We start from the raw sequence: 25036 nt of genomic DNA, 5'->3' as shown, positions 1-25036 counted from the left end.
CTTACGCTTCCCCTGTATCTGTCATGCGGTCCCCATATGGGTCGGCTATACCGATTAGTGCAAGCGCCTTCGTCTCGAGAAGTTCCATCGCCACGGCCTCGGCCTCGCCCAGTTCGTGGTCGTGCCCTGCCAGATGGAGCAGCCCGTGGACGATCAGATGCGCCGCGTGATCGCTCAGCGCGATGCCCTTGTCCGCGGCCTCGCGGGCGCAAGTCTGGTGGGCGAGGGCGATGTCGCCGAGCAGTTCCGGAGGCCCCTCGTCACGCAAGGTCACCAGCTCGCCGCGCTCCAGCATGGGGAACGACAGCACGTTGGTCGGCTTGTCGCGTCCGCGCCACTCGCGATTGAGCCGATGGATTTCCTCGTCCGAGGTGAACAGCACGCTGGCGGACAGCCGCGGGTTGGCGAGCTCCGGCGCGACTGCGGTCAGCGCGTCCGTCGCGCGCTGGGCCAGGTCCTGCCATTGGCCCGCAGGCCAGGGCTCTTCGATGTCGACATCGAGCTCCACCGGAACGGCTAGGGCCTCGCGTTCTCGCCCTCGTAGGCTTCGACGATGCGGCCCACGATCGGGTGTCGCACCACGTCGGCGGCGGTGAAGCGGGTCACTGCAACGCCCTCGACGCCTTCGAGCCGGGCCACCGCATCGGCCAGGCCGCTCATCTTGTCGCCACCGGGAATATCCACCTGGCGCGGATCGCCGCACACGACCATCCGGCTGCCCTGGCCGAAGCGTGTGAGGAACATCTTCATCTGCTCGCGCGTGGTGTTCTGCGCCTCGTCCAGGATCACGAAGGCATCGCTGAGCGTGCGGCCGCGCATGAAGGCGATCGGTGCGATCTCGATCTCGCCGCTGGCGAGCCGGCGGTCGACCTGCTCGGGCGGCATGCAGTCGTACAGCGCATCGTAGAGCGGGCGAAGGTAGGGATCGACCTTCTCCTTCATATCGCCCGGTAGGAAGCCGAGCTTCTCGCCCGCTTCGACCGCCGGGCGGCTCAGGATCAGGCGCTGCACGCTGCCGGTGATCAACTGGCTCACCGCCTGCGCCACCGCGAGATAGGTCTTGCCCGTGCCGGCCGGGCCCAGGGCGAAGATGATGTCCTGGCTGGCCAGTTGCCGCATGTAGCCGCCCTGCATGGCGGTGCGCGGCACGATGGTCTTCTTGCGTGTGCGGATCATGATGGGCGGGGTCTTCGCCTCGCCGGTGATGATGCCTTCCAGCGTCGGCTCGCCCGACATCGCGATCAGCGCCTCGATGGCTCCGGCGTCGAAGTCCTGCCCTGTCAGCAGCTTCTCGTGCAGCGCCTTGAGCACCTCGCGAGCCCGGGCGACGGCATCTTCGGTGCCTTCGATCACGACCTTGTTGCCGCGGGCGCCGATATAGACGCCCAGGCGATTCTCGATGAGGACCAGGTTGGCGTCGAATTCGCCGAACAGCGCGCCCAACACGGCCTGTGCATCGAATTCGATCTCCGCTCGCGCCCGGCGCCCGAGATCGTGGCGCAGGCCGCCTTGGCGGTCTTCGGAATGAGCCAGCGCCGCGTTGGCGTCGCTGCGGTCAGGTTTGCGAGCCATGCTCTCCTTTCGCGTGTACGAGTCGGAAATGTAGGCCCGGCGAAGTGGGGCGCAAGCGCAAGGGGGCCACACCGGCGGGGAAAACAACCGCGCCTGAAGCGTTTCAGGGCAAACAGGGGAGTTCAGGCAAATGACAAAGTGGTGGACGGCGGCGCTCTTGGCGCTGCCACTGGCAGCCTGCGGCAGCAGCCCCGACGACGATCCCATGACCCCGGCCTCGGAAAACGAGCGGAGCGCGAGTGCATCCGATGCTGGACCGCTTCCGCGCGAACTGCTCGAGCAGTGGATCCTGGCCAATTACGCGACATACGGAAAGCTCGGCTATCTATCGAGCGAGTACGATCTGGACGGCGATGGCAAGCCGGAGGTCCTGGCTTATATCGGCGGGACGACGCTATGCGGCACGGGCGGCTGTGCGCTGGTCGTCGCGAAGCGCGAAGGGGAGGCTCTGACCAAGGTCTTGCAAACCTCTGTGACCCGGCTCCCGGTGGGCGTTCTCGACAGCTCGACCAACGGTTGGCGCGATCTGTGGGTTTCGACCGCGGGGGGAGGTGAACTGAGCGGAAGGCGGATCCTGCGCTACGATGGCGACAATTACCCGAGCAATCCGACGGTGCCCCCGGCGGAAGAACTGAAGGTTCTGGATGCGCAGATCCTGATCGAGGATACCGAGCTCGACTGGCTGAACTAGGGGGTCAGCCGGATCGCCACAAACACGGTCCCATCGCCGTTTTCGCGCCGATTGGCGAGTGCCGCGTGGGCGCCGACAGCGAGGGACAGGCGCTGCGCGAACTGCCAGGCAAGCCCGACCCCGGCGAGAGCCAACGCCTGTCCGTCCTGGTCCGCCTCCTGGACGTAAAGTTCGGCGCCCAGCGAAAGACGTTCGTCGAGCTTGCGGCTGGCCACCAGGCCGCCGAACCGCACATCGCCGCCGTCGGCTCGCGAGGCGATGCCGATCCCGCCGCCGCCGTAAAGCGACCACTTTCCCGTCTCGGTCCCGAACCAGAGTGGAACGTCGATGCCGAAATCGCCGCGCGATCTGCTGCCGACCGGGACGTTGACCGTCGGCGCCAGCGCGACTGACACGCCACTCTGGCCGCCGTCGAGCAGGAGAATTTTCGCGCCGATGGCTACATCGCCGATGGCGAAACGATCAGGCTCGTCGTCGAACCGTACGACCGGCAGAGCGACGCCCACCTGGATGCGCTCCGCCACGCCGAGCGAGAAGTCGAGCCCGAGTTCGCCTTCGTATTGCCCGAGGCCCAGTGTTCCGTCGCTATAGGCGATGGCTTCGTATTCGCCGGGCGCCAGAACTCCGGGATCATCGGTCGTGAACGGGATATCGGCGCGCGCAGGGTCGGATAGCAGCGCGGTGACGAGGGCCGAGAGCGCCGCCAGAGCTCGCGGCGCCAAGGAACTCATGCCGCGACCGTTTGCCTCGTCACACCGCGGAGCGAATTGGGGCCCGCTTCGGCCAGGTCCAGGTGAACGATCTCGCCGATCGCTGCATCGCCTTCGAAAAGCACCGATTGCAGCCAGGGAGATTTGCCAAGCCACTGGCCCGGCTTCTTCCCCTTGCGCTCGATCAGCACGTCGCAGCGCTTGCCCACGCTCGCCTGGTTGAAGGCCAACTGGTCGCGGTTGAGTGCTGCCTGCAGGCGCTGCAGCCTCTCGTCCATCACTTCGCGGGCGATCTGGCCTTCCATTCCCGCCGCCGGTGTGCCGGGGCGGGGCGAATACTTGAAGCTGAAGGCCTGGGCGTAACCGACGGCGTCGACCAGGGCGAGGGTCTGGGCGAACTCGGCTTCGGTCTCGCCGGGAAACCCGACGATGAAATCGCCCGAGAGCGCGATGTCGGGGCGGGCCGCCCGGAACCGGTCGAGAAGCGCGAGATAGCTGTCCGCCGAATGACTGCGGTTCATCGCCTTGAGCACGCGGTCGCTGCCGCTCTGCACCGGCAGGTGGAGAAACGGCATCAGCTTGTCGATCTCGCCGTGCGCGGCGATCAAGCCCTCGGTCACATCGTTGGGATGGCTCGTGGTGTAGCGGATGCGGGCGAGATCGGGCAGCTTGGCCAGGTCGCGGATCAGGCCGTCGAGCCCAAGCTCGCGGCCCTTGCCATCCACGCCGGTCCAGGCGTTGACGTTCTGGCCCAGCAGCGTGATTTCGCGTGCCCCGGCTTCGACCAGCTTCTCCGCTTCGCGTAATAAATCGCCGTAGGGACGGGAAATTTCCGCGCCTCTGGTGTAGGGAACGACGCAGTAGGTGCAGAACTTGTCGCACCCTTCCTGCACGGTCAGGAAGGCGCTCGGCGCGGTCTTGTGGCGCACCGGGAGGGCGGCGAACTTCGCGTCGGCCGGCATGTCGGTGTCGGTTGCCCGTTCACCCTTCACGGCTTGCGCAATCATCGCGGGAAGGCGGTGATAGGCCTGCGGTCCCACGACCATTCCGACCGCCGGGGCGCGGGTCATGATCTCCTCGCCTTCGGCCTGTGCCACGCAGCCGGCGACGGCGATCATGGGCTTGCGGCCCGCTTGCGCGCCCGCTTTCACAAGGCGACCGATATCAGAATAGACCTTCTCGGCCGCCTTCTCGCGAATATGGCAAGTGTTGAGCACGACGAGCTCGGCCTCTTCGCCCTCGGCGGCGGGAGCGATCCCGTCCGAAGCGAGGAGCTCGGCCATGCGCTCGCCATCGTAGACGTTCATCTGGCAGCCGAAGCTCTTGACCCTGAAGGTCCGTGGTTTCTCTCGAACGTCCATTCGGCGCGGCCTTTAGGTTATTCGCCGCGCCGTTTCAAACGCCGGGTGTGGGCAGAGCGCTGAGCCGCGGAACATCCGGCGAATGCGCAGCCTTTTTCGCAGCTTCCTCACCGCGCAAGGGCGGCGCCGATCGCTTCACGGGCGGCGCTCGTCATCGCCTTACGGTCGGCCAGCGCTTGGCCCTCGAGCGGATCGAGAAAGTGGATCGTCAGCCCGACCGACCCCGGCCGCGACAGGATCCGTCTGGCATTGGCAAGGCCGGGCTCGTCACCAAACCAGCAGGTTTCCTCCGCATCGGCATATTCGAGCGCGACCGGCTGGATCGGAACTTCGTGTGCCAGAGGTTCGACCGCGGACAGGAGCGAGCTTCGGAAGGGCAGCAGGTCACGCCCATCGTTGGTCGTCGCTTCGGGAAAGATCGTCAGCGGACGGTCGCCCAGCGCGTCGCGCACCTGGGCGACCTGTGCGGCCACGCTGCCGCGCCGGTCCCGAGTGATGAATACGGTGTCGTTCTGGTCGCACAGCCATTTGAGGACCGGATGCCCCGCCAGGCCGCTGTGCGCCACGAAGATCGCCCGCGATTCTCCGGCGAGCGCGAGGATGTCGAGCCACGATTCGTGGTTGGCGATGAACAGGGCACCCTTGCGCGGCTTGCCCCGGGTGCGGACGCGCAATCCGGCGGCGCGTCCCATGTATCCCAGGAATATGGGTGGGACCGCGTTGCGCCGGCCCAGAAGACTCATCAGCAAATGGGCAGGGATTAGCAGCAGGAAACCCAGCACAATCGCCAGCCCGCGCAGGGCGAGGCGCGCCGTGCCCATCCGCTCAGCCCTCGCGGTCGATGCGGACGCCGTAGAGTTCCATCCGGTGATCGACCAGGCGGTAGCCCAGTCGCTCGGCGATCTGACGCTGGAGGAGCTCGAGTTCCGCATCGACGAACTCGACGACCTTGCCGGTCTCCACATCGATCAGGTGATCGTGATGGGCTTCGGGCGCGGGCTCGTAACGGGCGCGGCCGTCGCCGAAGTCGTGGCGGTCGAGAATGCCCGCGTCCTCGAACAGGCGGACGGTGCGATAGACGGTGGCGATGGAGATCTTCGGATCGATGGCGCTGGCCCGGCGATGCAGTTGCTCGACGTCGGGGTGGTCCTCGCTCTCCGACAGGACCCTCGCGATCACGCGCCGCTGCTCGGTGATGCGCAGGCCACGTTCGGCGCAGAGGGCTTCAAGATCGATGGTCTGGTGCAATTCGGGCTCGCCAATTGAGAAACGCCCCGGGACCGTAGAGGCCCAGGGCGCTTATCTCAAGCCGTCACCGGATTACGTCATTGCGACCTTTTTCTTGCGGCCACGCTTCTGGCCGGGCTTGCGCCCCAGGCCGATCTTCACGGCGAGGTCGCGGCGCTTCTCGGCATATTCCGGCGCGACCATGGGGTAATCCGCCTGCAGCCCCCAGCGAGCGCGATACTCATCGGGCGTCATCCCGTGATCGGTCATCAGATGCCGCTTGAGCATCTTCATCTTCTTGCCGTCTTCCAGGCAGACGATGTGATCCCTCTTGATCGAGGAGCGAACCGACACAGCCGGTTCCGGCCGTTCTTCCACCGGCGCTTCGGCCCCGCCGAGCCCGGCGAGGGTGGCGTGCACGGTCCGGATCAGCGTCGATACCTCGTCGGCCGCCACGGAGTTGTTCGAGACATAGGAGACGACGATATCCGTCGTGTGCATGATAAGCGTTTCAGCCATCTCGTTTTCGATGTCAGTCATGGTGCGAACTTTCTTTTTATTATCTTGGCGCTTTTGCGCCTTCGCAGGAGCGATCCCCGAGGCCCAGGGCGAGGATTGGAACGAGCGCTCAGGGCCCGCTTCTCTAACGCGCAAAATTCCGCTCTTCGCAAGTGCTAAGTATTGAGAGGAGTAATTTGACGCGCGAAAGTAACGGCGTCAATCGGTCCGCTCTTCGCTTGCCGATAATAGTTCTTTCGCCGACCGACCGGTACAAAATCACAAGACAGGTAAAGCGACGCCGCGGGGTTTCCGTCGCGCATCTCCAGAAAAAGGCGCGTGGTTCCCCTCGTTCCTGCTTCTTCGGCTAAGCGCTCGATCAGGCGCCGTCCGATGCCTTTGTGGCGGTGGTCGGGATGAACCGCGATCAGAAGCAACTCCTCTTCGCCGGCCGCACCGCGTGAAAGCAGGAAGCCGCACGTGGGCTGATCCTCTTGCGGCGACTCACCATCGGGGCCGGCCAGCAGGTAATGCGTGTGCGGCAGAACCAGCGACTCGCCCACCTGGCGCCGATTCCACGCCTCGCCGAACGTGGGGTCGAACGCGGCGACCATGACTTCCATGATGCGGTCGAGATCGTCAGTCACAAGGCACCCTTGACCTTGGCATCGGGTGGCCGACCATAGAGAGGGGCGAGGGCGCCAAGGATGGCGCGTTCCGGCAGGACCATCGTCTGGCGCGCGTCGGGCAGCAGGTCCAGGCTCGTCCGGTCGTCGCCCAGCAGCGAAGCAGCTGCGGCCGCCTGACTTCCAGCGATCAATGGGTGGCGGCATGCCTGGGCAGCCGCCGCAGGGGGAAGCGAGGCAAGATTCCCTTCCGACGATCCATCGGCGGCAAAATTCTCGACGAACCATTCGCCATGTCCGCCGCTCATGCAGACGCTCACCGGTTCTAAAGTCCGCTCGCGCTGTGCCATCGCCGCGACGAGCGCCAGCGTCGGATAGCCGTCGACGGTGGCTTTCCAGGCCAGCCCCAGGGCGCGTCCGGTCGCGAGACCGATACGCACGCCCGTGAAGCTCCCCGGCCCGAGGGAAATGAGTATGCGGTCAGCCTTTCCCTTGTCGGGCAGAGCCGCGATCATGGGCACCAGCTTCTCGGCATGCCCCCTGCCAAGCACCTCATAGCGCCCGGCCAGCAGATTGCCGTCCTCAAGCAGCGCGACCGAGCAGGCCTCGGTGGCGCAGTCTATGACCAATGTTCTCGACAACCCCGGCACGGGATCCGCCCGGTCAGTCGATGCGGTTAAAGGTGTCGAATTCGGGCCGCGGACTGCGGGCAAAGATGCTCGACCGGTCGCCATGGCCGATGGCGCAGATGAAGTTGCTGCGATGGCGCGGCTCATCGGGGAAGAACGCCTTGTCCACGGCGGCATTGTCGAACCCGGACATCGGTCCACAGTCCAGCCCGAGCGCACGCGCGGCGAACATCAGGTATGCACCCTGCAGGCTGGAATTGCGAAAAGCGCCCTGCTCGCGGCCCTTTTCGTCGCCCTCGAACCACGATTTCGCATCGGTATGCGGGAACAGCCAGGGCAGTTCTTCGTGAAAGTCGATGTCGTAAGCGATGATCGCGACGACGGGCGCCGCCAGAATCTTCTTCCTGTTTCCCTCGCTGGCGAGAGCGGCCAGCTTTTCGCGCGAGTCCTGCGACTTGCACCAGACGATCCGTGCCGGCTGCATGTTGGCAGAAGTCGGACCCATCTTCATCAGTTCGTAGATCGCATGAATGTCCTGATCGGACACCGGCTCGTCGGTCCAGCCATTGTAGCTGCGCGCTTCGCGGAACAGCTGGTCGAGCGCCTTGTCGTCGAGCTTTGCCATCACGCGGCCCTGACTTCGCTGACCTCGGGGACATAGTGCTTCAGCAGGCCTTCGATGCCATGCTTGAGCGTGGCGGAGGAGCTGGGGCAGCCCGAACAGGCACCCTGCATCTGCAGATAGACCACTCCGTCGCGGAAGCCACGGTACTGGATGTCGCCCCCGTCACCGGCAACCGCCGGACGGACGCGGGTTTCGATGAGCTCGCGAATCTGCGCCACGACCTCCGCGTCCGCCGGATCGTCCGCTATCTCCTCTTCGGCGGGAACGCTGATCCCGGTGGCATCGCCGCCCGCGAAAAGCGGCGCTTCCGACACGAAGTGGTCGAGCAGGGTCGCCACCACTTGCGGCTTCAGCGCGCTCCACTGGGCGCCGGGCGCCGCGGTGACCGAAACGAAATCGGCGCCGAAGAACACACCCGTCACTTCGCCGGTATCGAACAGCGCCTCGGCCAACGGCGATGCCGCGGAATCTTCCGGCGTGGTGAACTCGCGCGTGCCGCTTTCCATCACCTGCCGCCCGGGCAGGAACTTGAGCGTTGCGGGGTTGGGCGTGGTCTCGGTTTCTATGAACATGGCCGCGATGTAGGAGCGGCGGACCGCACCCGCAAGCAAGCTTGACTATTCACTGTCCCTTCATCGCCTTGCCCGATATGGCGGGGTCGATGACTTCCCTACCGCGCGCGTTCCGCGTTCTCGCTCCCTTCCTGCTGATCGCCCCGCTGCCGCTCGCCGCGCAGCAGGCGGCACCTGCCACAACCAGCGCGACGCCGCTTTATTCGCAGCCGAACGATCCGTGGATTTTCCGCGGAACCGACATTCCCATCGATCCCGAATGGCTGTTCGGCGAACTGCCCAACAAAGTGCGCTATGCGGTGCGGCACAACGGCGTGCCGCCGGGCCAGGTCGTGCTGCGGATCAGGATCGACGCCGGTTCGCTGCACGAACGCAAGGGCGAGGAAGGCTTTGCCCACCTGCTCGAGCACCTGACCTATCGCGAATCCAAGTATCTCGGCTTTGGCGAGGCGATCCCGACATTTCAGCGCTGGGGCGCGGCTTTTGGTAGCGACACCAATGCCGAGACCTCGCCGACGCATACGGTCTACAAGCTGACGTTACCCAACGCGCAGCCCGAGACGCTCGATCTGGCGATCAAGTACATGAGCGGCATGGTGCGCGAGCCGACCCTGTCGCAGCGGGCGGTTTCGGCCGACGTGCCGATCGTACTGGCCGAACGGCGCGACCGGGCCGGGCCGGAAGAGCGGCTGGGCGACGCCACAAGGGAAACCCTGTTTGCAGGCACGCTCCTGGCCGATCATGGCGTCATCGGGACGGTCGAGGCGCTGGAAAAGGCGACTCCTGCATCGGTCAAGGCGTTCCACAACCGCTGGTACCGGCCGGAAAACACTGTCGTTGTCGCCGCCGGCGATGTCGACCAGAAGCTGCTCGCCGGGCTGATTGAGAAGTATTTCGTCGACTGGAAGGTCAGCGGAACGCGCACCCCCGCGCCTAACTTCGGCGTCATCAAGGCCGAAGCGGGCGTCGACCCTGCCAATCCGGTGGGCAACACCCGCGTCCTGGTGGAGCCCGGCCAGCCGCGGGCCTTCACCTATATCTATGCCAAGCCCTACGTTCAGGTGACCGACAACCTGGAGCTCAACCGCGGGCGGTTGATCGACACAATCGGCCAGATGATCATCAACCGCCGGCTCGAGAAGCGTGCGCGCGACGGCGGGCGCTTCCTGTTCGCGCAGGCCGACAATCAGGACATCAGCCGTTCGGTCTCGGGCACCTTCGTGACTTTCGCCCCGCTCGATTCCGACTGGCGCGCCGCCCTGGCGGACGTGCGTGCGGTGATCGCGGATGCACTTACCGAGCCGCCGTCGCAGGAGGAGATCGACCGCGAGCGCGCCCAATTGGAGGTGGCGTTCGTCAACCAGGTCGAGCAGCGTCCGGTTCAGGCCGGGTCGCAACTGGCCGACGACGTGATCAACGCGATCGATATCGGCGAAGCAGTCGGTACGCCCGACCTGTTCCTGCAACTGTTCCGCGAGATGGAGCCGCGTTTCACTCCCCAGGCAGTGCTCGAGCACACCCGCGCGCTCTACAAGGGCGACGTGATCCGCGCTCTCTATCTCACGCCGGCCGTGGGCGAGGCGGACGCCGCGGATATTGCCGCCGCGCTGCGGCAGACGGCAGTGGCTAACGCAAGCGGCCGCCTGTCCGCCGCCGCCATGTCGTTCGCCGATCTTCCCCCGATCGGCGCCAAGGTCGATCCGGTTACGCGCACGAGCATCGGCGTCTACGACATCGAGCAGTACGACTGGCCCAACGGCGTCAAGGCGATGGTCTGGAACAGCGGCAACGAGCCGGGCCGCGTGACCGTCAGGGTCCGCTTCGGCAGCGGCTGGCGCGGTTTCGCCGGGCAGGACGCGGTCTATGCCAAGCTGGGCGAACTGGCGCTCGTCAGCGCCGGCGAGGGCGAACTCGGCCAGGACGAGATCGACGCCGTCACCAGCGGGCGGAAGCTCGGCTTCTCGTTCAAGATCGAGGACGGCGTCTTCGTCTTCGAGGGGTTGACCCGGAAAGACGATCTGGCCGACCAGCTTTATCTCTTCGCGCTCAAGCTGGCGCAGCCGCGGTGGGACGCGGGGCCGATCCAGCGCGCATTGGCCTCTGCCAAACTCGCCTACGACAGTTACGACATCAATGCCGTCGGCGTGCTCAACCGCGACCTGGGATACCTGTTGAGCAACAACGATCCTCGCTTCGCTACGCCCGACCCGGCAGCGCTCGACCGCGCCACGGTGGAAGGCTTCCAGAAGGTGTGGGAACCGTTGCTCGCCCAGGGTCCGGTCGAAGTCGACGTGTTCGGTGATATCGACAAGGATGCCGCGGTCGAGGCGATCTCGCGCACGTTCGGCGCTCTTCCTACGCGTCAGCCGATCCCCGCCACCGCCCTGGCGCGCAAGACCGAGTTTCCCGCCGGGAAGCCCACGGTCACGCTCCGCCATACCGGCGATTCCAACCAGGCCGCCGCGGTCATCGCCTGGGAAGGCGGGGCGGGCTCTGCCGGGCTCCCGGAAAGTCGCAAGGTCGATCTGCTGACCCAGGTCTTCTCCAACCGCCTGCTCGATGCCCTGCGCGAGAATGCGGGCGATGCCTATTCGCCGCAGGTGTTCTCCGACTGGCCGACCGACATCGACAGCGGCGGCCAGATCGTCGCGCTCGCGAATATCCCGGTGGCGAAGGTCTCGTCGTTCTTCACCATGGCGGAGAAGATCGCGTCCGACCTCGCGGCGACCGGGCCGACGGCCGAGGAACTCTCGCGCGCAACGGAGCCGATGGCCCAGTTGATCGCCCGATTGCAGACGGGTCACACCTTCTGGCTCAACCAGCTCGAAGGTTCGACGGCCGACGCCAACCACGTGAACAACCTGCGCTCGCTCCTCGTGGACTACACGCAGACGAGCCCGCAGGAACTGCAGATGCTCGCCGCGAAATATCTGGTGCCGGGCCGCAGTTTCCGCATCGAAGTGCTTCCGCGGGGCGAGACACAGGCAGTCGCCGGCCGCTGATTCGATACCAGATGTAACCTTTGCAATGGGGCGGGGCGGGGCGTAAACGCGCCGCTCCCCGCAACCATCGGCCAAGGCATCTGGAAGGCTTTTACGTGGCACAGGACTGGAAACCCGACAGCTGGAAGGCGTGCGAAGCGAAGCACCTGCCCCAGTACGAAGATCGCGAGGCGCTCGCCCGCACCGAAGGGATCCTCGCCACCTATCCGCCGCTGGTGTTTGCCGGCGAGGCGCGCGCGCTGACCGCCCAGCTGGCCGACGTCGCGGCCGGGCACGGCTTCCTGCTCCAGGGCGGCGATTGCGCCGAAAGCTTCGCCGAGTTTCATCCCAACAACATCCGCGACACCTTCCGCGTGCTTCTGCAGATGGCCGTCGTGATGACCTTCGCCAGCAAGCGCCCGGTGGTGAAGGTTGGCCGCATGGCGGGCCAGTTCACCAAGCCGCGCAGCGCGCCGATGGAAACGCAGGGCGAAACCACCCTGCCGAGCTATCTCGGCGACAGCGTCAATGGGATCGAGTTCGAAGCGGCCGCGCGGGTCAACGATCCGGAGCGGATGGTGAAGGCCTATTCGCAGAGCGCCGCGACGCTCAACCTGCTGCGCGCCTTCGCCGGGGGCGGCTATGCCAACCTGCGCCAGGTGCATCAGTGGACGCTCGATTTCATGGGCCGCAGCCCCTGGGCCGCGAAGTTCGCCGACCTGGCCGACCGCATCGGCGAGTCGCTCGACTTCATGGAAGCCTGCGGGATCGATCCCTCGACGGTGCCGCAGCTCAAGAGCACCGACTTCTACACCAGCCACGAAGCGCTGCTGCTCCCTTACGAACAGGCGCTTGCCCGGCAGGATTCGCTCACTGGCAAATGGTACGACACCAGCGCGCACATGTTGTGGATCGGCGACCGGACGCGCTTCGAAGGATCGGCCCACGTCGAGTTCCTGCGCGGGGTCGGCAATCCGCTGGGCATGAAATGCGGCCCGAGCCTCGAGCCGGACGCCCTGCTGCGCCTCCTCGACACGCTCAATCCCGCGCGCGAGGCGGGGCGTATGACTTTGATTACCCGGTTCGGGCACGACAAGGTCGAAGCCGGCCTGCCCCGGCTCGTCCGCGCGGTGAAGGCGGAAGGGCATCCCGTGGTCTGGAGCTGCGACCCGATGCACGGCAACGTCATCAAGGCCGACAGCGGCTACAAGACCCGCCCGTTCGACCGCATTTTGACCGAGGTGAAGGGCTTCTTCGCGGTCCATCGCGCCGAGGGGACCCACGCCGGCGGCATCCATATCGAGATGACCGGGCAGGACGTGACCGAGTGCACCGGCGGCGCGGTGGCCATCACCGATGCGGGCCTAGCCGATCGGTATCACACCCATTGCGATCCGCGCCTCAACGCGGCCCAGTCGCTCGAACTGGCGTTCCTGATCGCGGAGATGCTCAACCTGGAATCGGTCGAGCGCCAGCGGGATGCTGCCTAGGGTTTTTGCCTAGGGGCCCGGCGCGGGCCCGCTAACCAAGCGGCGGTAGAGCTTCCACCTCGATACGGAGGTCGGAACCCTGCAGTTGTTGAGCCAGTGGAAATGCCCCGCAAGGATGGCAGCTGCGTGGGCAGTTCTTGCCTGCGCCTCGCTCGGCGTGCGGGAAAGCGGGCACGGCGTGCTGCTCCTCTGGTTGCCGAGCGCGGTTGCCGTCGCCGCGCTCGCGCAGCGCAGACGAGACGAATGGCCGCCGTTCCTGATCGCCTTGTTCTGCGCGAATTTCGCCGCCAGCCTCCTGTTCGGCATTCCGCTCGGCCGGTCGGCCGGTTTCGCGACCGCACAGTTGGCCGAGGCCGTGGTCTGCGTCTCGATCGGGCGCAGGGTGCTGGGCCGCCATGACGTACCGCAGACGATGCGGCACCTGACGGGAATATTCTTCGCCGCGCTGGCTGCCAGCGCTGCAAGTACGCTGCTTGCCCTGCCGTTCCGCCTGCACGGCGGTCTCGGCCAGCAGGTCTGGTGGTTCCTCGCGACGACGCTGGGGATGCTCGTTGGAACGCCGATCATCGTTTACGTGCGGCAGCTCCTGCATGGCGGCGAACAGCGCACCCAGACGCTGCAGCGAAATCCCCCGGCGAACGTGATCGTCGTGTTCGTGTCGGCGGTCGTGCTGTCGGCCCTCGTCCTGACGGGTAACTCATTTGCCACGATCCCGCTCCTGTTCTGCGGTCTCGTCTTCGGGGTGCTCAAAAGCGGGCAGATGGGTGCCGCCGCATCGGTCCTGGGCTTTGCCGCGACCGCGACGGTGGGCGAAAGGCTGGGTTTCGTTCAGGCGGAGACATTCGGCCTGTCGCCATTCCTCGCCGGGTTGGCCTTGCAAGCCTACATGCTGCTGATGCTGGCAACGTCGCTGCCGCTCGCCTCCGCGCTGATCTCGCGGCAGCGGCTCGAGAGGACGCTGCGCAGGCGGAACGACGACTTGCGTGCCAACATGACGATCCTGAAGCTGGCGGAAACGCTCGCAGGGATGGGGCGATGGCGGCTCGATTGCCGCACGGGCGAACAGAACTGGTCGGAACAGATGCTGGCGCTCAACGGCCTGCCGCCGGGGTACGCGCCCGATCCCGGGGACATTCGCGAACTCCTGCCCGACGGCGGGACCGAGCTGTTCGGCCTGATCGCGGCCCGCCGGGAAAGCCGTATACCCTACAGTTTCGACTACCGCATTCAGCCGCCGGTCGGACACGAGAAGATCCTCCGGATGAATGCCTTCAACGAGTTCAGCGGTGACAGGCGCAGCGCCATCTTCGCCGTGGCCATGGATGTCACCGACCAGCGCATCCGCGAGCGATCGCTCGATCGTGAACGCGCCGATGCCCTGCGCCTTGCTACCGAGGCGCAACGGCTGGCCAACACCGATGTCCTGACCGGTATGGCCAACAGGCGCTGTGCGCTGGCCACGCTCGACAAGATGCTGCTCCAGGCACGCCGCGAAGGCACGCCGCTTTCGCTCGTGATGTTCGACATCGACCATTTCAAGCAGGTCAACGACAGGCATGGCCACGGAGTAGGGGATGAGGTGCTGGTGCGCGTGGCGCGGATCGCGCAGGCCATGGTGAGGGCCGACGATCTGGTCGGCCGGCTGGGCGGGGAGGAGTTCGTATGGCTGTTGCCGGGGATTGCCGAGGCGGGCGCTGCGCGGCTGGCCGAGCGCCTGCGCCAGGCCATTGCGGGCAATACCGGCAGGAGTGGTCTTCCGCCGGTTACAGTCAGTGTTGGACTGGCCTGCCGCCGCTCCGACGAGAGTGCGAGCGATCTACTGGTGCGTGCGGACAAGGCGCTCTATTTCGCGAAGGATGACGGACGCAACCGGGTGCGCAAGGCGGCCTGACAGTCGTGCTGTCGGAACATTTGGGAAACTTTTTTCCCGGTCGGTCTTTTCATCGTCATCCAACCCCGCCATTGTCCCGATGGAACCGGCTCAGAGGAGACGACCTTGCCCGAAGCGGGTGTGCGCACAGCGGCGCATGAAGACCAACCCCTCGCCGACCGGTTTCGCACGACGCGCACCCTGTCCGAATCGCTCGCGGCTCCGCTTTCCGAAGCGGATGCGACCATTCAGTCGATGGACGATGCCAGTCCCACCAAGTGGCATCTCGCGCACACGACCTGGTTCTGGGAAACCTTCCTGCTGCGGGACCGGCTGCCCGGATACCGCCTGTTCGACGAACAGTGGCCGTACCTGTTCAACTCGTATTACGAGGCGGAAGGCGAACGCATCATGCGCGCTAAGCGCGGGCTGCTTTCGCGGCCCAGCGTGGCCGACGTGCTCGGCTGGCGCCATCACGTCGATGCGGCAATGGAGAACCTGCTGGCCGACCCGGCTCATACGGACCTGATCGAACTGGGCATTGCGCACGAACAGCAGCACCAGGAGCTCCTGCTGACCGATATCAAGCATGCGCTGTTCCAGAACCCGCTCGGGCCCGCGATGTGGGAAGGTTCGCCCGAACCATCCGCCGGATCGACCGAAGGCTGGCACGAACATCCGGGCGGCATCGGGATGATCGGCCATGACGGCGCGGGTTTCGCGTTCGACAACGAAGGCCCGCGGCACCGCGTGCTGCTTGAGCCTTTCGCGCTGTCCAGGCGGCTCGTCACCAACGGGGAGTGGGAAGAATTCATCGCCGACGGCGGCTATTCGACCGCCGCGCACTGGCTGTCCGACGGTTGGACCTGGGTCCAGCGCTGCGGGATCGTTGCGCCGCTCTACTGGCGGGGCGATGACCAGTTCACGCTGCAGGGTTGGCAACCGCGCGATCCGCTCGCGCCGGTCACGCACATTTCGTATTACGAAGCCGATGCCTTCGCGACCTGGGCTGGCCATCGCCTGCCGACCGAGTTCGAATGGGAGGCGATTGCGCTGCAGGGGCACGATCCGGACGGGGGCAACCAGCTCGACGAGGCGGCGCCGCCGACACCCAGAGGCAGCGACGCGCTGTTCGGCGATTGCTGGCAGTTCACACGGTCCGCCTATCTGCCCTATCCGCGTTTCCGGACCGCGGAAGGGGCGGTGGGCGAGTACAACGGCAAGTTCATGGCCGGCCAGTGGGTGCTCAAGGGCGCAAGCTGTGCCACCGTGCGCGGCCATTCGCGGGCGAGTTATCGCAACTTCTTCTACCCTCAACAACGCTGGCAGTTCACCGGCCTGCGCCTGGCGCGCGACCTGTGAGTCCGCATGAAGGCCTCGCGCTCGTCGATCGCGACGAGGACGGCGTCGACCGGGCCTTTCGCGCGGACGTGCTGGCCGGGCTGGCGCAGCCGCAGAAGGCCGTCCCCGCGCGCTGGTTCTATGACGAAGCCGGTTCACGCCTGTTCGAGGACATCACTGGCCTGCCGGAATATTATCCGACGCGTGCCGAGACGGAGATCCTGCGCGAGCGGTGCAGCGAGTTCGGATCGCTGATAGGGCCGGGCCGGGCAGTCGTCGAATTCGGCTCGGGCAGTTCGGTCAAGACCCCGGTGTTGCTCTCCTGCATCCAGCCGGCAGCCTATGTCCCGCTCGACATCTCGGGGGACTTCCTGCGCGAATCCTCGGCTGAGCTGTCGGCGAAGTTTCCCGATGTGCCGGTGCATCCTGTCGAGGCGGACTTCATGCGCGCGGTCACCCTGCCCGATGCGGTGGCGGACATGCCCAAGCTCGGCTTCTTTCCCGGATCGACCATCGGCAACATGGTTGCTCGCACGGCGGTCGACCTCCTGCGCTCGATGCGCGAAACGCTCGGAGCCGGCGCGAAACTGCTGATCGGCATGGACCTCATCAAGGACCCGGCGGTGCTGGAAGCCGCGTACGACGACGCGCAGGGGGTGACCGCGGCGTTCAATCTCAACCTGGCGCATCGGATCAATCGCGAGCTGGGCGGCACGATTCCGGTGGACAAGCTGCGCCACGTCGCGCGCTGGAACGACACGTTCGCGCGGGTCGAAATGCATCTCCAGGCTAGCGACGACATCAGGTTCGAGGTTTCGAACAATCGCTTCGAAATGGCGAAGGGCGAGACCATCCACACCGAAAACAGCCACAAGTTCGACCTGCGCAGCCAGAACACCCTGCTTCTGGCCGGGGGATGGACGCCGGTCCACCGCTGGACCGATGGCGAGGGGCGGTTCTCGCTGATCCTCGCCGACTGGACCGTGCCGCGCGGCGCCCCGTGAGCGACTGGCCCAAGCTCGATTTTGCGCAGGACGAGGGGACGATCGAGAGCCTCCACCTGCTGCTGCAACTAATCGGCAAGTTACCCACCCGGCTTCATCCCTGGGTAAACCATGGCTGGCATGTCGCGCTGCGGATGACCCCGCGCGGCGCGATCACCCGCTCGATCCCGGCTGGCGGCCGGCACTTTGCGGCGGAACTCGATTTCCTCGCCGGGGCGATCCGCGTTACCTGCGACACCGGCGCTGCGGAGGAGTTGTCCGTCGCCGGCAAGACGATCGCAGCGGTTCATGCCGAGCTTTCGGCGCTGCTGGTTTCGATGGGCCTGCCCGCGCCGCTGTGGGGCGGGCCCAACGAATTGCCCGATCCCCTGCCTTTCGCTGGCGACGACCGCCCGAGGGAATGTGACCCGGATGCTGCGATACGGCTGCACCGGGCGTTCCTCAGCGCCGACCGGGTCTTCAATGAGTTTCGCTCGCTTTACAGCGGCAAGTCCTCCCCCAGCCACCTGTTCTGGGGCAGCTTCGACCTGGCCGTGACGCGGTTTTCCGGCCGCCCCGCGCCCGCGCACCCCGGCGGCATTCCCAACCTGCCCGACCCGGTTACGCGCGAGGCCTACAGCGCGGAAGAGATCAGCGCCGGCTTCTGGCCTGGCAACGGTGGGTTCGGACAGGCGGCCTTCTATGCCTACGCCTACCCTGCGCCGGAGGGCCTGTCCGAAGGCCCTGTCGCGCCGGACGGAGCTTATTGGGACGAGGGGCTCGGTGAGTTCGTCCTGCCATACGAAGTGGTGCGCCGTTCACCGGACCCCGACGCCGCACTGCGCAGCTTCCTTGAATCGACTTACGCGGCGGGTGCGAAGCGGCTGGACTGGCCGCCCGACCTTGCCCGAGCCGAGCCCGCGACGTTCGGCCGGCCGCCGCCGCTCTAAGTCATCGCAAGGCAAGCAGCGCCGCCCTATATACCCTGCATGGACATCGCTCCGATCTTCGAACAACTGGCCGCGACGGTGCGCGCGTTGCCCAAGTCGGGGCTGCTGCTGGCGGCGCTCGCGGCGATGATCATGGGCGTGCTCGGCTCTCTGGTGATGCGCCGCCTGCCCGCACTGGGGCAAAGCCTGCGCATGGCCAGCACCCTGGGCCTCATGGGCGTGCTGGTCATGGTCGTGCTGCAGATCTCGCGGATCGATCCGCGCTTCGAGATGGCCGTGCCCGAACTCGGGATGCCGCAGCAGGTGGTGGAGGGCAACGAGACCCGCGTGCCGCTGGCGCCCGACGGCCACTTCTGGCTGCGCGGCGAGGTCGATGGGGTGCCGGTCCGCTTCCTCGTCGATACCGGCGCGACCTTGACGGCGGTCTCGCGCGAGACGGCCGACCGGGCGGGCCTGGAACCAAAGAACGCCGGGTTCCCGGTCATCATGCAGACCGCCAATGGCTCGGTCTCGGCCGAACTGACCACGCTGGACGAACTGCGCTTCGGCAATGTCGCGGCGCGCGGGCTGGATGCGGTGATCGCACCGGGCCTCGGCAACACCAACGTCATCGGCATGAATCTGCTCAGCCGCCTCGCCTCGTGGCGGGTGGAGAACAACGAGCTGATCCTGGTGCCGCACAATCCCCAGCCGGAACTCGAAACCGCCGATTGACGGCGGCCCTTCGCACGGTCACTCTCCCTTTTTGACAGAGTCCAGGGGAGAGGGACGCATGGCCACGGCGGCAGCCGAACGGCGCTTCGACGTCGCAGCGTGGATGGACGACCGCCCGATTACCTGGCGCGAAATCCTGATGCTGGCGGTCTGCTCGCTGGTGCTCTTCATCGACGGTTTCGACATGTACTTCTTCGGCAAGATCCTGCCGGCGATCGCCACGGGGCTGAATGCCGCGCCGGCCGACATGGAAACGGTGATCTTCTGGACCTATGTCGGCATGGCGGTGGGCGCGTTCCTCATGCCCCCGCTGGCCGACAGGATCGGGCGGCGCCCGGTCCTGGCAGTCTGCGCATTCGGCTTCGGCGTTTTGTCGATCGTGGGCGCCTACGCGCAGACGGTCACCCACATGGCTATCGTCCGGGGCCTTTCGGGCATCTTCTTTTCCGCCATGCTTCCGATCGCGCTGGCGCTGCTTTCCGAAATGACACCCAAGCGCTGGCGCGCGGCGTTCATGGCCATTGCGCTGGTGTGGTTTTCCGGCGGCAATGCGGCGAGCGGAATCATCGCGGCCTGGCTGCTCGACCTGTACGGTTGGCAGATCGGCTTTTGGGTCGGCGGCGTGCTGGGCTTCCTGGCGCTGCCTCTGCTTGCCGCCATTCCCGAATCGCTCGCCTTTCGTATGGTGCGCAATCGCGAGGATCCGAAAATCCCGCTGACCATCAAGGCGATCGGCGCCAACCAGCCGATCCAGGGCGGCGAAGCCTTCCATATGGGGGACGAGGCGCCGCCGTCGACCAAGCTGGGCCCGCTGGCGCTGTTGCAGCCCAAGTTCCTGACGCAGACGCTGATCCTGTGGGTCGCCTGCTTCCTGTCGCTGGGCAATATCGCCCTGTTGCAGAACTGGATGGCGACCTTCTTCCAGGAAATCGGCGGCATCCCGATCCAGGAATTCGCGGTTTCGGCGATGATCAGCTTCATCGGCGGGGCGACCGGCACGCTGATCATGGGTTTCCTGATGGACCGGCTCAACCCTTACTGGCTGATCGCGTTGTTCTACTTCGTTGAGGCGATCGCACTGGTTGTGCTGGGGAACGTGCCGTTCAGCTCAGGCGTGTTCCTGGGCGCGCTGATCATGTGGAATTTCACGCAGGTGGGCGGGCAGACCGGGCTCAACAATCTGGCGACCCTCAGCTACCCGCCCGAGATGCGCTCCACCGGGATCGGCTGGGCCGGCGGGTGGGGCCGCATTTCGGGCATGGTCATGGCGCCTTTCGCCGGTGCCATGGCGCTCAGGATGATGATGCCGCTCGAAACGATCATGGCCGGCGTCGCCGCGCTGGCGGTGTGTGTGGGCCTGCTCGTGATCCTGCTCGGCTTCGTCGCTCCGGTGCTTTATCCTCGCAAGCGCGCCGCCATCAGTCACTGAAAGCGGGCGGCAGCGGATGTCCCGCTCGCCGCCCGGCTCCCCCCTCAACCTCAGTCGTTGATGCCGTAATGGTCGGCCAGTTCGGCCGGACCCCAACCGAAGCTCGACACGGCCTTGTCGTACTGGACCATGTCCTTGTTCCAGTCGGCGAATGCGGCCTTCAGTTCGGCGAACTTGTCCGGCATCCGGGCGGCCAGGTTTCCGCGCTCGCGGGGGTCGGCCACGATATCGAACAGGTATTCGTTGCCGTTGATCGACAGGTATTTGTAGCGCCCGCGACGCACGGCCTTCTGGTCTTTGTTCCAGAACCGCCAGAACAGCGTCCGTTCGGGCAGCGCCGCACCTGCCAGCGCGGGCTGGATATCCACCCCGTCGGCGGGATAGCGCGGGTCTGGCGCGCCGCCCGCGGCGGCTAGGAATGTCGGCAGGAAGTCCATCGACAGGACAGGGTAATCATTCTCGCTGCCGGGCGCGACGAGACCCGGCCACTTGACGATGAAAGGCACCCGCAGCCCTCCCTCGAGCAGCTCGGTCTTTATTCCAGTGAACGGCCAATTGTTGCTGAACCGTTCGCCGCCATTGTCGCTGGTGAAGACCACCACCGTATCGCGTTCCATGCCTAGGTCGCGCAGCCGGGTGAGGATCCGCCCGACGTTCATGTCCATTGACGTGACCATCCCGGCATAGGTTTCCATGTCGCCGCCGTCGTAATGGGCGATGTGCAGCGCGGAATCCGCGCCGTTGGCGGACTGCCCGGTGTTCTTCGCATCCAGTCGGGCGCTTTCCGCGCGCCCCTTCGCGTCGTTCGCCTCCCACGGCCAGTGCGCGGCCGTGAAATGCAGGCTGAGCAGCCAGGGCTTGTCCTTTTCCTTTGCGCGGTCCTCCAGATACTTGATCGACCGGTCCGCCAACAGATCGGTGTAGTAACCCATCTGCTCGACCTTCACGTCGCCGTCCCACACGTCGAGCTGGCCGCCGACCTTGTGGGTGAAGTAATCGACGCCGCCGCCCCGGTTGCCCCAGAACTCGTCGTATCCGCTTTTCAGTGGACCGAAGGTGGGCAGGTTGCCGAGGTGCCACTTGCCGATCAGCGCGGTGCGATATCCCTGCTTCTTGAGCAGCGAGGGCAGGGTGGGGTGCTCCGGCGGCAGCCCGTGGACCGGCCCGCCCATCGGTTCCTCCAGCCCGGACCGCAGGCGATATTGGTAGCGGCCGGTGATGAGCCCCATGCGCGTGGCGCTGCACACCGCGCTGTTGGCATAGCCGTGGTTGAATTTCATGCCCTGCGCCGCGAGGCTGTCGATCGCCGGGGTCCGGTATTCCTGGCGGCCGTAGCACGACAGGTCGGCCCAGCCGAAATCGTCGGCCATAATGAACAGGAAATTCGGCTTGCGCGCCGGGGTGTGGGCGAAGCCCGGTCCGGCCGCGAGGGCGGCGGTTGCAGCCATCCCGCCGACGGCGGCGCGGCGGGTAATTGCTGACGGGAAAATGGTTTCGGTCATTGGGCGTCCCTTCAGGTAATTCAGGCGCGGCGGGCGGATCGGCCCCGCAGCGGGGCCGATCCTAGGTTCCGTTTCGGTCGAAGCACAATCAAAGCTTGAACTTGATGCCGAGGGTGAAGCGCCGCCCCAACACGTCGAACAGCGCGGCGTTGTACTGCGTGGAGGTGGCGGTGAAGGTCGAGTATGTGGCGGTGACCGGGGGGGCCTTATCAAACAGGTTGGTGATCGAGGCCCAGAACTCGGCGGTCGAATTGGCCACCGGTACCTCGTAGCCAAGCCGCAGGTCGATGTACGTGACCGCGGGCACCGAATTGTCGGCGATGTTGACGCCTTCGACAGCGGGCGCGGTGCCGAACAGGTACGTGTTCTTGCCCTTGCCGATGACGCGGGCCTGCATGAAGCTGGAGAAGCCGCCGTTGCGATAGGTCAGGTTGGCGTTGGCCTTGAACTTGGGGAAAATGCCCGCCGTGCCGCTGTCGGGCGCGATGCCGGTCAGCCCGTCGAACCGGGTGACCGCGCCGTTCGGCGCCGCTGCGGTCGGGGCGCCCACATCCGACCTGTCGAGCAGCCACGAAGCGAGGAACCTGAACCCCAGGCTTTCGTCGCCGCCGCCGAAAATGTCGGCGCTTGTGCGATATCCTACTTCAGCGTCGATCCCCTCGACCCGCAGCTTGTTGATGTTCACGAACTGGTTGCCCACCAGGATGATCTTGCCGTTCTGGCCGGGATCGGTGGTCACCAGCGCGCAGAAGGTCGGCTCCTGGTCGATCAGGCAGCGGCGAGCCACGTCGTTCACGGTGAGCTGCGCGATCGCATCTCTGATGCCGACCTTGTACCAGTCGGCCGAAGCCGAGAAGCCGGGCAGGAATGCCGGCTGGAACACGATGCCCGCGGTGTAGGTATCGGCTTTTTCGGGCTGGATGGCCGGATTGCCGCCCGAGAAGATCGTGGTCTGGTAGGTCGTGCCGCCATACGTGGGGTTGGTTGCCACGGAACGCGGATCGGTCACGTTGGCGGTGCCGCCGGTCTTGTCGAACCGTTCGGACAGGTTGCCGGCGCGCACGTCGCGCGAATAGGTGCCACGCAGGCGCAGCCAGTCGGACGGCGCGACGTCGAGACCGGCCTTGTAGGCCCAGATGGATCCGGACCCCGAATAGTCCGCCCAGCGGCCCGCGAGGTTCAGCGTTGCATCGAAGCTGCCCGCGTTCACCAGCGGGATCAGCGTTTCGGCAAAGGCTTCCTTGACGGTCGCCTGGCCCTGTACGTTCGAGACTTTCGAGAACTGGAAGGCCACCGTGTTGTTGCAGTCCGGCGGGTTGAGGCCGCGCAAGCCCAGCGTGGCGGCGACGGCCGCAGTGGGACAGGGGCGATAGCCGCCGTCGTGGTTCGACTGCAGATTGGCCGTGTCCTGCACCACCTGGTAGATCGATTCCTTGCGCCACGATGCGCCCAGTGCCAGCGAGATCGGCCCAGCCCAGCCGTCGAACAGTTCGCCCGCTGCGGAAACCTCTGCGAGGTGCTGCTCGAACGTGGTCACGTTGCGCTTGGGAGCGACCGACGTGTAGTCGTAGGTTTCGCCCGTGAGGCCCAGGTTGGCGAAATAGAGCGGAGTGCTGATGGCAAGTCCGGGGTCGTTGCCCAGCACGTAGTCGATCGCGCCCGGGCTGGCATTGCCGCGCCCGAACAGGTTGAGCGGCTGGCAGCCAGGGAAGGCTGCTGCCCCGGCCGCCACAGTGCTCACCCGGCAGACGATGTTGCCGCTGGCATTCTTGACCGCATCGACCGCCGCAAAGATGCGGTCGACACGCAGCGTGTACTGATCCCAGATCCGCTTGGATTTGCCGTACTGGTAGTAGCCGTTGAGCTTCCAGTTGCCCAGCACGCTCGCCTCGAAGCCGGCGGTGCCGACGTTCTGGGTGACCTCGTCGCGAAACCAGACGTCGCCGATGTCCTCGATGCTGCCGACGCGCCGCAGGTTGAACGATGCGATGGTGGGATTCGCGTCGAGGATGGTGCGCAGCTGCTGGGGAATGAAGGCGTTGTCGCGGAAGATCGTGATAGCGGTGGGCACGCCTTGCAGCGACGAACGCGGGGTGTTGTACTGGAATTGCTTGTTCCAGCCGCGCATGTACTGGCCGAACAACATCAGGTCGTCGGTCAGGTCGTATTCGCCATAGGCGAAGGCCGAATAGCGCTGGGTGTCGGGATAGAGCGTGAAGAGTTCGGCATTGAGATCGTTGCCGGCACCCACCGCGCGCCCCTGGTTGCCCACGGTGCCCGCGCCCGTGTTGATCGAACCGATGTTGAGCGGTGCCAGAGTCCCGTCGCGATTGAGGGCGAGCCCGTTGATCGGCGTGTTGGGCGCGTAGATGATGCCGTCGAACGAGGCTCCGATCGATCGCACGTCGGGGAACACATCCCAGAACGGCGCCGCCGTGGTGCCGGTGTTGATGGCGCCGTAGTTGCGGTACCATTCGCGGCTGGTGATGTCGTGGATGCCCTCCTGCTTGGCCCAGGATGCGGACAGCAGCAGATGCCCGCGATCGCCCAGCGCCATGCCCCAGGCGCCTTTCGCCTCGTAGTTCGCGCCGTCGTTCTCGTCGGTGATTCCGGCCTGGACATCGAACTGCAGGCCTTCGAAATCGGTGTCGATCAGGAAGTTCACCACGCCGGCCACCGCGTCGGTGCCGTAGGCGGCGGAGGCGCCCCCGGTGACCGTCTCGATGCCGCGGATCATCGCTTCGGGGAACAGGTTGATGTCGACCCCGCCGAAGGCGCTGGTGGCCGGCACCCGGCGGCCGTTGAGCAGGGTCAGGGTGCGGTTGGGGCCGAGCCCGCGCAGGTTCAGGTTTCCGGTGCCGCCGCGCACGAAGAAGTTCGAGTTGTTGGGCGTCTGGTTGCCGTAGAACTGCGGCAACTGGCTGACCGCGTTGATTAGCGCCCCGGGGTCCATCGCGTTCAGTTCCTCGGCCGCGACCGCGGTAACCGGGACCGGCGAATCCATGCCCGAAGTGACAAGGCGCGATCCGGTAACGACGATCGCCTCGCCCGCGTCCGCTTCGTCGGCCGGAGGCTGGTTGTCCTGCGCCTGAGCCTGCGTGGCCAGCGCAAGGGCCATGGCGCTGACGGTGCGTGACGCCCAGCGACGCGTGCGCGGCGTCGATTTGGAAGCGGACAGTGTTCTCATCGTTTCCTCCCCAATGCCGGCCTTTTCGGCCGTTCATGGGATCGGAAATCGAGTTATCGGCCTTACAAAGCAACGCAT

At 65.8% G+C, this 25036-nt stretch carries 22 protein-coding genes; 9 read left to right on the top strand and 13 right to left on the bottom strand.

What is annotated here, in order from left to right:
* Position 1: 1 nt before the first annotated feature.
* Both ybeY and ACWPMZ_RS10000 read right to left on the bottom strand, forming a co-directional pair.
* A complete protein-coding gene (gene ybeY / locus ACWPMZ_RS10005) occupies positions 2 to 508 on the bottom strand; it encodes an rRNA maturation RNase YbeY (RefSeq protein WP_455703861.1) in 507 nt (168 codons plus the stop codon).
* A gap of 8 nt (positions 509 to 516) precedes the next feature.
* Positions 517 to 1572, bottom strand: coding sequence for a PhoH family protein (locus ACWPMZ_RS10000; protein ID WP_455703860.1), 1056 nt, complete (start codon positions 1570 to 1572; stop codon positions 517 to 519).
* A gap of 130 nt (positions 1573 to 1702) precedes the next feature.
* On the opposite strand from ACWPMZ_RS10000, the gene ACWPMZ_RS09995 reads away from it, so the two are divergent.
* A complete protein-coding gene (locus ACWPMZ_RS09995; RefSeq protein WP_455703859.1) occupies positions 1703 to 2263 on the top strand; it encodes a hypothetical protein in 561 nt (186 codons plus the stop codon).
* Here the strand turns inward: ACWPMZ_RS09995 and ACWPMZ_RS09990 are convergent.
* From ACWPMZ_RS09990 to ACWPMZ_RS09950, 9 genes are all read right to left on the bottom strand, one after another.
* Entirely contained in the window at positions 2260 to 2994 is a 735-nt protein-coding gene (locus ACWPMZ_RS09990; RefSeq protein ID WP_455703858.1) for a transporter, read from the bottom strand. The two genes, ACWPMZ_RS09995 and ACWPMZ_RS09990, sit on opposite strands and share 4 nt — an antisense overlap.
* A complete protein-coding gene (miaB, locus tag ACWPMZ_RS09985) occupies positions 2991 to 4334 on the bottom strand; it encodes a tRNA (N6-isopentenyl adenosine(37)-C2)-methylthiotransferase MiaB (RefSeq protein ID WP_455703857.1) in 1344 nt (447 codons plus the stop codon). The genes ACWPMZ_RS09990 and miaB overlap by 4 nt, the downstream gene beginning before the upstream one ends.
* 107 nt (positions 4335 to 4441) lie before the next feature.
* The gene (locus tag ACWPMZ_RS09980) at positions 4442 to 5155 is read right to left on the bottom strand and encodes a lysophospholipid acyltransferase family protein (protein WP_455703856.1); all 714 of its coding nucleotides are present in this window, start codon (positions 5153 to 5155) and stop codon (positions 4442 to 4444) included.
* Positions 5156 to 5159: 4 nt separating this feature from the next.
* Positions 5160 to 5582 carry a Fur family transcriptional regulator gene (locus ACWPMZ_RS09975; protein ID WP_455703855.1) on the bottom strand — a complete coding sequence of 141 codons (423 nt, stop codon included), beginning with the start codon at positions 5580 to 5582 and terminating at the stop codon, positions 5160 to 5162.
* A gap of 72 nt (positions 5583 to 5654) precedes the next feature.
* A complete protein-coding gene (locus tag ACWPMZ_RS09970; protein ID WP_455703854.1) occupies positions 5655 to 6101 on the bottom strand; it encodes a MucR family transcriptional regulator in 447 nt (148 codons plus the stop codon).
* Positions 6102 to 6235: 134 nt separating this feature from the next.
* Complete coding sequence (locus ACWPMZ_RS09965) at positions 6236 to 6706, bottom strand: GNAT family N-acetyltransferase (protein ID WP_455703853.1); 471 nt, start codon at positions 6704 to 6706, stop codon at positions 6236 to 6238.
* Positions 6703 to 7335, bottom strand: a complete 633-nt coding sequence (tsaB, locus tag ACWPMZ_RS09960) for a tRNA (adenosine(37)-N6)-threonylcarbamoyltransferase complex dimerization subunit type 1 TsaB (protein ID WP_455703852.1) — start codon at positions 7333 to 7335, stop codon at positions 6703 to 6705. The genes ACWPMZ_RS09965 and tsaB overlap by 4 nt, the downstream gene beginning before the upstream one ends.
* A gap of 13 nt (positions 7336 to 7348) precedes the next feature.
* Positions 7349 to 7939: a malonic semialdehyde reductase gene (locus ACWPMZ_RS09955; RefSeq protein ID WP_455703851.1), complete on the bottom strand. Its 591-nt coding sequence runs from the start codon at positions 7937 to 7939 to the stop codon at positions 7349 to 7351.
* A complete protein-coding gene (locus tag ACWPMZ_RS09950; protein WP_455703850.1) occupies positions 7939 to 8511 on the bottom strand; it encodes a NifU family protein in 573 nt (190 codons plus the stop codon). Before ACWPMZ_RS09950 ends, ACWPMZ_RS09955 begins: the two co-directional genes overlap by 1 nt.
* Positions 8512 to 8600: 89 nt before the next feature.
* Here ACWPMZ_RS09950 and ACWPMZ_RS09945 point away from each other — a divergent pair, with 89 nt between their 5' ends.
* The 8 genes from ACWPMZ_RS09945 to ACWPMZ_RS09910 all read left to right on the top strand — a co-directional run bounded on the left by ACWPMZ_RS09945 (position 8601) and on the right by ACWPMZ_RS09910 (position 20269).
* Positions 8601 to 11513 (top strand): M16 family metallopeptidase, encoded by a 2913-nt coding sequence (locus tag ACWPMZ_RS09945; protein ID WP_455703849.1) that lies wholly within the window; start codon positions 8601 to 8603, stop codon positions 11511 to 11513.
* Between the two features lie 95 nt (positions 11514 to 11608).
* Positions 11609 to 12982, top strand: coding sequence for a class II 3-deoxy-7-phosphoheptulonate synthase (locus tag ACWPMZ_RS09940; protein ID WP_455703848.1), 1374 nt, complete (start codon positions 11609 to 11611; stop codon positions 12980 to 12982).
* A 115-nt stretch (positions 12983 to 13097) separates the two neighbouring features.
* The gene (locus ACWPMZ_RS09935; protein WP_455703847.1) at positions 13098 to 14873 is read left to right on the top strand and encodes a diguanylate cyclase; all 1776 of its coding nucleotides are present in this window, start codon (positions 13098 to 13100) and stop codon (positions 14871 to 14873) included.
* A 105-nt stretch (positions 14874 to 14978) separates the two neighbouring features.
* The gene (gene egtB / locus ACWPMZ_RS09930) at positions 14979 to 16214 is read left to right on the top strand and encodes an ergothioneine biosynthesis protein EgtB (RefSeq protein WP_455703846.1); all 1236 of its coding nucleotides are present in this window, start codon (positions 14979 to 14981) and stop codon (positions 16212 to 16214) included.
* Positions 16211 to 17197: an L-histidine N(alpha)-methyltransferase gene (gene egtD / locus ACWPMZ_RS09925; protein ID WP_455703845.1), complete on the top strand. Its 987-nt coding sequence runs from the start codon at positions 16211 to 16213 to the stop codon at positions 17195 to 17197. The genes egtB and egtD overlap by 4 nt, the downstream gene beginning before the upstream one ends.
* Complete coding sequence (locus ACWPMZ_RS09920; protein ID WP_455703844.1) at positions 17194 to 18126, top strand: DUF5996 family protein; 933 nt, start codon at positions 17194 to 17196, stop codon at positions 18124 to 18126. Before egtD ends, ACWPMZ_RS09920 begins: the two co-directional genes overlap by 4 nt.
* A 39-nt stretch (positions 18127 to 18165) precedes the next feature.
* On the top strand, positions 18166 to 18840 hold the full coding sequence (locus ACWPMZ_RS09915) for a retropepsin-like aspartic protease family protein (protein WP_455703843.1): 675 nt from the start codon (positions 18166 to 18168) through the stop codon (positions 18838 to 18840).
* A 58-nt stretch (positions 18841 to 18898) separates the two neighbouring features.
* Positions 18899 to 20269 (top strand): MFS transporter, encoded by a 1371-nt coding sequence (locus ACWPMZ_RS09910; protein WP_455703842.1) that lies wholly within the window; start codon positions 18899 to 18901, stop codon positions 20267 to 20269.
* Between the two features lie 50 nt (positions 20270 to 20319).
* Here the strand turns inward: ACWPMZ_RS09910 and ACWPMZ_RS09905 are convergent, their stop codons facing one another.
* A complete protein-coding gene (locus ACWPMZ_RS09905; RefSeq protein ID WP_455703841.1) occupies positions 20320 to 21771 on the bottom strand; it encodes a sulfatase-like hydrolase/transferase in 1452 nt (483 codons plus the stop codon).
* An 88-nt stretch (positions 21772 to 21859) separates the two neighbouring features.
* Entirely contained in the window at positions 21860 to 24958 is a 3099-nt protein-coding gene (locus ACWPMZ_RS09900; protein ID WP_455703840.1) for a TonB-dependent receptor domain-containing protein, read from the bottom strand.
* Between the last annotated feature and the right edge of the window lie 78 nt (positions 24959 to 25036).

The organism is Tsuneonella sp. HG222 (assembly GCF_053819185.1).
This window is presented reverse-complemented; position numbering and strand designations above follow the sequence as displayed.